Below are 6,669 nucleotides of genomic sequence, written 5' to 3' on the forward strand. Positions count from 1 at the left end.
CTACCATGCTGGATTCACGAAATGAATCCCTCACCCGATTTGTGCAACAAAGCCGTGGGGCATGAAAAGTAGACATGCGTGTAAACCCTAACGGCAGGCTATCCCATTTCTCATAATCGTTCTCTTCACAGGCATTGGTTCGTTACCTGAATGCGACGATGAGGCGCCTTCTCCTGCCATTGTTTAAATTCTTCCGCATCAAGTGCAATGGAACAAGACAGAATTGTTGGCGCTTTTGAGTAAAAGCCACTCACTCGCGCTTGCAGTTCAATCTCAGCGATCTCGTTAAGTAAATTCGGATCCTGTTCATCCAGTTTTTCGGCCAGATGCTGCCAATCCATCTCGCCCACGTCCGTGGCTGAATCGTAGGCCAAAATCTCAAAGATGACCGTTGCGCCAGGGGCCAGCGTTTCAACCCGCCAGTCGCGCCGGAGGTTCGTCTCGACACCATGTTGGATCAGGTGCTCGACCGATTGGACCTCGTCCAAGGTCAGGGGCCCATAGGTTGGTACCTTGGCTCCGATTTCGAGGTTTTTAATTTCACGTGTGATAGAGTCATTGTTGGTCACACTAAATTCGAACGAGATCGCTATAGGCGATGCCCGACAGAGTTCCGTGAGTTCGCCAACAATCCCCCTTTGATAGTTCTGATATGCTTCAGCGTCCCGCCATACATAGTTGCAGCGTAGTGTCGCTCGGCGGATCTCAGTCGTTAGATTTGGCTTCGAGAAATAATCCCGTATCTCATCGAAATAGAAATAGCCCGTGATCAAAGTCGCCGGTAGCGTCAAAAAAGCTAGCAACTTGCCGATGACATCGCCGACGCTCAGCACACAGGTATATGTCCGCCTGACAAGGCACCTTAGATAAATCATTTTAATTTGAGAAAGCGTCGGCCGGACAGTTCGTTGAATGCGGGAACCTGACCATTAGCCCAGAAGTCGGGCGTTTCGATTGTCGCCGTGTCCGTCCCAAATGCCTTTGCCCAGTCGGCAACAGGGTTAGCCGACCCATAGCCGGGATTGATAAGCACATTCTGCCCGGTCATCAGCGATAGCACCCCCTGCCACTCCTCATCAGTACAGTCGCACCAAGGAGCGATCGGTGGCCCGAGCGGGACGACTGGCGCTCCAATAACTGGTTGGGGTGCGGCGGTCCGGGTCGCCTTCGGGCACGTCCCCGTAATCGTGGGGTTATCAATCTTGTCAAAGTAGCCGCCCGACACTGCGTGGTTGGCGAACTCGCAATCCACATGCGTGCGCCCCGCGTCGAACATCACCAGTGGCTCCTCTGCCATTGCTGTACCCGGGATCCCTAATAGCGCACAAAAATGGGTCAATGAAAACAAATGCAGTCTCAAAGAAGCACTCCCTCCAAATGAATCAACTACAATCAACTTTAAGTGTACCACCCCTGACCGCACCTGTCTCCTTCTTCGTCTGGTCTCAAGCAACGATGTAGAACCATGGTTTTATGGAGCATGGTGGGAGGCCGTTCGGCTCTAACGTTTGCACCTGTAGCGGAATGGCGCCTCTGGGAAGCTGCGGTGCAGCACCGAACGGAACTTTAAATGTCCACAATGGGCTGTTCTCGTCGACGAGGCCTGTCACGACATGTGGGGCAGGGATCTAGCTTTCGCCGGGCTAGGCATGGACGTCGGTTCAGCGCAGATTGCGGAGTTTGCAAACTCCTGCCATCATCCTAACATCAGTGTTTAGCAGTCTGCGCTGCGGCATGAAATGCGGTCAATTCTAGACATATGCAGCAAGATTGCGGGCCAAAGGTCGGCCGTCAGAAGCAGATCACTTTGTAAACTTGTGTGAAACAGTCCGCTTCATAGGTCCGCTCATCATCGAGCGTGGAACACCGCTACAAGAAAAGCCATCGTTGTTTCCTCCACACGAGAAGACCTCAGTAGCTCTGAACCCAGCGCATTTTCTGTAATTTGAAACGGAGCAAGCACTGGCTCCTCTTCTTTCCATTTTTTTAAGGCCATGGCGTCTACAAAGAGGTGTTGTCGATAGGAGTTCAACGATGTCCCTAAGAGCGCGGATCATTATTTCGCTGATAGTCAGTTCTTTTTTCGCGATTCTTATCGTCACGGTTCCTTTGTTCCTCGGACTTGAGAAAGTTTCGGATGAAGGCACGCGCCGTGAATTGAATCAGTTTGAATCGCGCGTACATTCAGAAGTTGAGGGGCGTATGCAGCTTGCACTGACTGCCGCGCAGACCGTTGCCTCTGTGTCAGATGCACAGCGTGCCCTTGCTGAGCAGGACCGGGACGCACTCGACAGGCTTTTCGCTCGCGACTTCAAACGTTTGGCTTCAGAAGCTGGCATTGCTCAATTCCAGTTTCACACCCCCGAGGCGGCCTCAGCCTTTCGGGTACACAAACCAGAAAAATTTGGCGATGACCTCTCTGGCTTCCGGCACTCTGTTGTGGCCGCGAACAAGGCACAGGCACCGGTTTCCGGACTTGAGCGAGGCCGGGCAGGCATCGGAATCCGGGGGATCAGCCCTGTTAGCCACGAGGGCGCGCATGTAGGCACCGTTGAAATTGGTCTCAAGTTCAACGGTGATCTGATTGAAAGCCTGACCGAAGGCGGAGACAGTCGTTTGGAAGTCTACCTGCTGCCGGACGGTGATGTCAGTTCTTTCTCCGCAAACGATCAGGAGATCACGCGCCTGACCGGCAACTATGACGGGCCAGCCCTTCTTGATGCAGATGCGATTGCCAGTGCTTTGAACGGCATATCCGGCCAGTGGACAAATTACGACATTGACGGCTATGCCTATGCTGGCAGCCCCTTTGAAATACTTGATTTTTCCGGAAATGTGGTTGCTGTCGGCAATGCCCTTGTGCCTCTTGAAACAATTGCAGCAATTACCAGCGGCATACGCAAAACCGGGATGGCGGCAGCGGTTGCAGCTATGGTTCTTGCGGGTGGCCTAGCCTTCCTTCTGGGCCGTTGGCTCAGCGGTCAGCTGAACCTCATTGGCACCCGTATGATTTCCCTATCAGAAGGTGAGCTTGAAATTGATCTGAAGGAACTGCCCGCGAAAGGTGAGATCGGCGACATGGCCCGCAGCTTGGGGGTATTCCGCGACGCACTGACAAAACAACGCGCAATGGAAAAGACTCAGAAGGAAAAAACCAAAGATCAGGCACGTGTTGTAACAACCCTTGGCGAGAGGCTGGCCAATCTGTCGGACGGAGACCTGACAGCATCCATTCCGGATCGTTTCCCACAAGACTACGAACAGCTGCGCCTTGATTTCAACCGAACAGTCGAGCACCTCAACCAGACCGTCTCAAAGGTGGTCGAATCTGCCTCCAGTATCCGCAATGGTGCGGCTGAAATCAGCCAGTCCTCGGATGATCTGTCCCATCGAACCGAAAGCCAAGCCGCCACATTGGAAGAAACCGCCGCGGCTCTGGATGAGCTGACTGCCAGCGTCAAATCCGCAGCAGAAGGGGCCCGGAGCGTCGAAAGCATCGTGGATGAGGCTAAGCAAGAAGCAAAAACCAGCGGCGACGTGGTGCAAAGTGCGGTTTCGGCCATGACCGAAATAGAACAGTCCTCCAGCCATATCGCCCAAATTATCAGCGTCATCGACGACATTGCTTTTCAGACCAACCTGCTGGCGCTCAACGCTGGGGTAGAGGCTGCCCGTGCAGGCGAAGCAGGTCGCGGCTTTGCCGTGGTTGCCTCTGAAGTGCGCGCCCTGGCGCAACGGTCCTCGGATGCGGCGATGGAGATCAAGACGCTGATCAGTGATAGTTCCACGCAGGTGGAACGCGGCGTTGATTTGGTCGGCAAGGCCGGCGGGGCGCTGCAAAATATCGTTGACCGGGTCAATAATATCTCGAAACTGGTGACAGACATTGCCGAGGGCGCTGTGGAGCAGTCCACGGGTCTGGGTGAGATCAACACTGGCGTGGTGCAGCTAGATAAGGTGACGCAGCAGAACGCCGCTATGGTCGAAGAGGCCACCGCTGCGGGCCACATGCTGAACAGCGATGCAACCAAGCTGGCGCAGTTGGTTTCTCACTTTAAGATTTCGATCAGTGAGAGCCCGACACCGATGCGGGTGTCTCACGCACCCGCCGCGCACGCTCCCGTCGCTTCGGAAGATCAAGATTGGGATCTGGGTGAAAACGCGTCGGTACCTATGAAAGCCAGTGCGCATGGCAATACTGCACCGGACAAGTGGGAGGACTTCTAGTCCGTTAGCCAACTGGCGCGATGGCACACTCTAGAAGCAACCCGAACAGAAAATGGTAATGGTCGCCAATATGCGCTGGATGTTTTTTCTGCGCCTGCAGCCAGGGGCCTTTATCCTCGCCCCCCGTCAAAGTGTATGTCTGGATTGGGCTGGAAGAAGCCGGTCGATCGATTGGTAGCAGGTGGTGTTTCCAAGAACCAAGGCAAACTGGCTTGTGCGAAGTGTCAGCTGGAGGCTTTCCACTCCATCAATGCCGAGGCCAGTTCTTTGCTTTTCAGATTGTAATCAACGCCGTTGAGAGCTGCCAGGGCCGTTGCGGTGTCGCCGTCAGCGAGCATTTGAGCGATCGCACCGGCCTTGATGTGAAATTCGGAGTGAAGTGTTTTGACGCGTTCGAAATAGTAGCTTCTTTGTTCATCGGGGTTGAGGGAGGCAATCCATTGACCGAACCGGCAGAAAGTGTCGCTGGCGATTTCATGAACAGGAATGCTGAATTCCTGTGAAAGTGCCGCTGTACGCAACCGATGTTTCCAGGCCACATGGGAAAGGAGTGCCGCATCGATCTCCTCTGCTAAAGTGCTAAAATCTGGCAATTTACTGAGCTCCAACACGAACAGGTTTAGTAAAAACGGGTGACAGAGGCGCATCAACGAGGTTGTGAGCAACATACACATTACGTTACGTGAATGTTTGGATTGCGTTCAAAAACAGTACAACTGTCCGTATATTCTACTTCTTTGATGCGATCGGTGCGAAATGAACAGTGCCCGATGTTTGATCGGTTGTGAGTATACAAGTTTGATTCGAGCTGTAGTGCCTTCGGGAAGGCCTCGCTTCAAAACTTCGCTTGACGCTTAGCTCACCTACATGCCGTCAGATGTATGTCATCACAGATTGCGCCTACGGGAAACTGGCGGGCGTTTTTGCGTTGTATTACCTGTACATTGACAAAAGGGTTGGGAGCCGCCCTACTCCGAGAAGAGGTCGAGGCGGAACCCGTGGCCGCCTGTTGCGGCTTCGAAGCCCTGCACTATGGGCATGGCTTCATAGGGCCAGGCTAAACTTGGATATCGAAACGCAACCGGATCTCCATCGTGCAATATGGTTTACTCTCATAGCTACAGTCGGGTCCGAGGATCAGCTCGGGGCTGCCGGACAGGAAATCGAAACTTCTTCCAGAAATGGCCTTAAATGGCCAACTCGGCACCGCCGAAACTCGCTGGCGGCTTGCGAGCTCCCCCGCGTTGAACTGAATGATCGGCAATCATATCGCTGTTTACCCTACCGAACATCTTCTGGAACCCTACGCCCAACTGAAGAAATATTGTGGCCGCAGCACTTGACTGAACTAAGAATCCGACCGGCCCTGAACTACCGTTGGTGCAAAACACGTCTAACGGCAACTGCCACCCCTGTGCCGTCATTTAGTAGGGCAATCAGATCAAGTCGCCCGCTCTTCAGCTAAATGAGTTCAGAGCTATAGAATAATTCCGGTGCCCGGTTGCTGCAAGCAGTTTTCGAGCACGATGCGCATGAGCAATCCAAGCTCGCCATGCTCAAGGCGACGAAACAGACGCATCATTTCCTGAATAGGGATTTGGAGGAAGACCGTATCTCAGGTCACTAGACATCCTTTTGAACAACGGGCTCCCTTTCTCAGCTACAGCACGCAGCAGAGATATCAAGTCGGGACCTTAGGGAAACTTACGAGCCAGCCCACCCATTTGTCTGCCAGTTCAGTTGGAATTGGGCAGGTCTAACGCCGTGCCTTGGCTTCTTCGATCACGGGAAGGATTGAAGGCACATTTTGCTTCGCTAAAGAGATCATTGCTAAGGTGCGTGAGAGGCTACACCACCGTCTTTGATATTTGTTCTCCTCCCGGAGCAATTGTTGAGAAGTGTCCTGAAAATGGAGGTTGGAAATGCCACCACGTTGGCCGCCTAGCAGAATGTGAAAATATCAGGCAGCGTCAAATCAAAATCATTACGTAATAACTGATAGCCAATCCCGGCAGTGCCTTGGAAAAAGCCGGGGAGCGCTACTCCCTGGGGCCATCCAAACGCTAAATCACCCTTGTCCGCACTCGCCCTTAGCCGAGCAAATGCCCGGTGGGCACCCCGAGGCCAATCACGACCATTGGAAGCTTTGGTGCTGCGTTTCAGGACAGAAGCCCGAGCGGCTTCTCCAAAACACAAATCGTCGAGGGCGAGCCCGGAATGACTGCTGAGCGCGGCCATCTGCTCCTCAAGCCAATTGTGAAAAGCCACATCTTGCCTATCTAAGATGGGCAAGGCCTCCTGCACAGCGATGCAGTGCCCTATACGACCGGTTTTCCAACTGAAATCAACCTCGCCCCTCTGTCGCAGAGCGAAGCTGAGACCGCAGCGCGGCTTTGTTGCACAAATCGGGTGAGGGATTCATTTCGTGAATCCAGCATGGTA

General features: G+C 53.5%; 5 protein-coding genes. 1 reads left to right on the forward strand and 4 read right to left on the reverse strand.

All coding sequences use genetic code 11. The features are described from left to right. Positions 1–125 precede the first annotated feature (125 nt). Together PH5382_RS19075 and PH5382_RS19080 are read right to left on the reverse strand one after the other, a co-directional pair. Positions 126–833: a hypothetical protein gene (locus PH5382_RS19075; RefSeq protein ID WP_156414986.1), complete on the reverse strand. Its 708-nt coding sequence runs from the start codon at positions 831–833 to the stop codon at positions 126–128. A 38-nt stretch (positions 834–871) separates the two neighbouring features. After that, complete coding sequence (locus tag PH5382_RS19080; RefSeq protein WP_156414987.1) at positions 872–1,297, reverse strand: hypothetical protein; 426 nt, start codon at positions 1,295–1,297, stop codon at positions 872–874. A gap of 905 nt (positions 1,298–2,202) precedes the next feature. On the opposite strand from PH5382_RS19080, the gene PH5382_RS19085 reads away from it, so the two are divergent. Beyond that, the gene (locus tag PH5382_RS19085; protein WP_082645777.1) at positions 2,203–4,227 is read left to right on the forward strand and encodes a methyl-accepting chemotaxis protein; all 2,025 of its coding nucleotides are present in this window, start codon (positions 2,203–2,205) and stop codon (positions 4,225–4,227) included. Positions 4,228–4,451: 224 nt separating this feature from the next. Here PH5382_RS19085 and PH5382_RS19090 read toward each other — a convergent pair whose 3' ends face one another. Both PH5382_RS19090 and PH5382_RS20365 read right to left on the reverse strand, forming a co-directional pair. Beyond that, a complete protein-coding gene (locus PH5382_RS19090) occupies positions 4,452–4,895 on the reverse strand; it encodes a CZB domain-containing protein (RefSeq protein WP_197410086.1) in 444 nt (147 codons plus the stop codon). A gap of 1,273 nt (positions 4,896–6,168) precedes the next feature. Further along, positions 6,169–6,645 carry a lanthionine synthetase LanC family protein gene (locus PH5382_RS20365; protein ID WP_156414988.1) on the reverse strand — a complete coding sequence of 159 codons (477 nt, stop codon included), beginning with the start codon at positions 6,643–6,645 and terminating at the stop codon, positions 6,169–6,171. Between the last annotated feature and the right edge of the window lie 24 nt (positions 6,646–6,669).

The organism is Phaeobacter sp. CECT 5382, assembly GCF_001457775.1.
GTDB lineage: Bacteria > Pseudomonadota > Alphaproteobacteria > Rhodobacterales > Rhodobacteraceae > Pseudophaeobacter.

Coding starts and splice junctions, on each gene's coding strand:
- PH5382_RS19080 (WP_156414987.1), bottom strand. CDS start 1,297: ATGGCAGAGGAGCCACTGGTGATGTTCGACGCGGGGCGCACGCATGTG.
- PH5382_RS19085 (WP_082645777.1), top strand. CDS start 2,203: ATGCAGCTTGCACTGACTGCCGCGCAGACCGTTGCCTCTGTGTCAGAT.
- PH5382_RS19090 (WP_197410086.1), bottom strand. CDS start 4,895: ATGTTGCTCACAACCTCGTTGATGCGCCTCTGTCACCCGTTTTTACTA.